Below are 1724 nucleotides of genomic sequence, written 5' to 3'. Positions count from 1 at the left end.
GGCGGGTGCTGACCGGTGCCGCAAAGGGTGCCGTCCGGCAGGCGCTCGAGCGCGGGGGCGAGTCCGAGGCCGAGACCGCCCTGCGGGTCCTGCTCGACCGGTTCGGCACCGACAACGTGGTCGTGGAGCTCATCGACCAGGGCGATCCGACGGACAGCGCCCGGAACGACGTCCTCGCGACGCTCGCTGCACGGCACGCGCTGCCGGTGGTGGCGACGGGGAACGTGCACTACGCCACCCCGGACCGCTTCCCCGTCGCCTCGGCGCTCGCGGCGGTGCGGGCGCGCCGGAGCCTCGACGAGATCGACGGCTGGCTGCCGGCCGCCGACACGGCGTACCTGCGGTCGGGCGCCGAGATGGCCAGACGGTTCGCCCGGTGGCCCGGCGCCGTCGAGCACAGCGTGACCCTCGCCGACGAGCTCGGGTTCTCGCTGAAGACGGCACGTCCCGGTCTGCCGAAGGTCGACGTCCCCGACGGGCACACCACGATGTCGTGGCTCCGCGAGCTCACCTGGGAGGGTGCGCGCCGGTTCTACCCGGGCAGCGACGACGGGGTCGACCCGGCGAAGCGGACGCGCATCGAGCGCGAACTCGCCGTCATCGAGGACAAGGACTTCCCCGGGTACTTCCTCATCGTGCGTGACATGGTGCAGTTCGCCCGGCAGCGGGGGATCCTCTGCCAGGGCCGTGGTTCGGCCGCGAACTCCGCGGTCTGCTACCTGCTCGAGATCACCGCCGTCGACTCGATCCGGTACGGGCTGCCGTTCGAGCGGTTCCTGTCGGCACTGCGCGACGAGGAGCCCGACATCGACGTCGACTTCGACTCGGACCGCCGCGAAGAGGTCATCCAGTACGTCTACGAGAAGTACGGTCGGTTCAACGCAGCCCAGGTCGCGAACGTCATCACCTACCGGCCGAAGGGCGCCGTGCGGGACATCGCGAAGGCGTTCGGGCACAGCCCCGGGCAGCAGGACGCCTGGTCGAAGCAGGTGGAACGGTGGGGATCGGTGACCGAGAGCCAGGACCACGACATCCCCGCCCCCGTGGTCGACATGGCGCAGCAGGTGCTCGGGTTCCCCCGGCACCTCGGCATCCACTCGGGCGGCATGGTGCTCACGGACCGGCCGGTCGGCGAGGTCGTGCCGATCGAGCACGCCCGGATGGACGGCCGCACCGTGCTCCAGTGGGACAAGGACGACTGCGCCTACATGGGGCTCGTCAAGTTCGACATGCTCGGCCTCGGCATGCTCGCGGCGCTGCAGTACGCGTTCGACCTCGCCGCGGAGCACTGCGGGGAGCGGTGGGACATGCACACCATCCCGAAGGAGGAACCCGGCGTCTACGACCAGCTCTGCCGGGCCGACACGATCGGGGTGTTCCAGGTCGAGTCCCGCGCGCAGATGGGGTCGCTGCCGCGGCTGCTGCCGCGCGAGTTCTACGACCTCGTCATCGCGGTCGCGCTCGTGCGTCCGGGGCCGATCCAGGGCGGGGCCGTGCACCCGTACATCCGACGCCGGACCGGCGCCGAGCAGATCACCTACCCGCACCCGCTGCTCGAACCCGTGCTCGCGCGCACCAAGGGCGTCCCGCTGTTCCAGGAGCAGCTCATGCAGATGGCGGTGGTCGTCGGCGGGTGCACCGGCGACGACGCCGACCTGCTCCGACGGGCGATGGGGTCGAAACGCGGGCACGAGAAGATCGAACGGCTGCGCGAGAAGCTGTAC

General features: G+C 71.0%; 1 protein-coding gene. It reads left to right on the top strand.

From position 1 onward, the window contains the following. Positions 1–1724, top strand: a 1724-nt coding sequence (gene dnaE / locus I59_RS16760) for a DNA polymerase III subunit alpha (RefSeq protein ID WP_022904858.1), incomplete at both ends; no start/stop codon positions are given.

This window comes from Curtobacterium sp. B8, assembly GCF_000333315.1.
Taxonomy (GTDB): domain Bacteria; phylum Actinomycetota; class Actinomycetes; order Actinomycetales; family Microbacteriaceae; genus Curtobacterium; species Curtobacterium luteum.
Note: the sequence above shows the minus strand (reverse complement) of the source record. Positions and strands in the feature narration are given on the sequence as shown.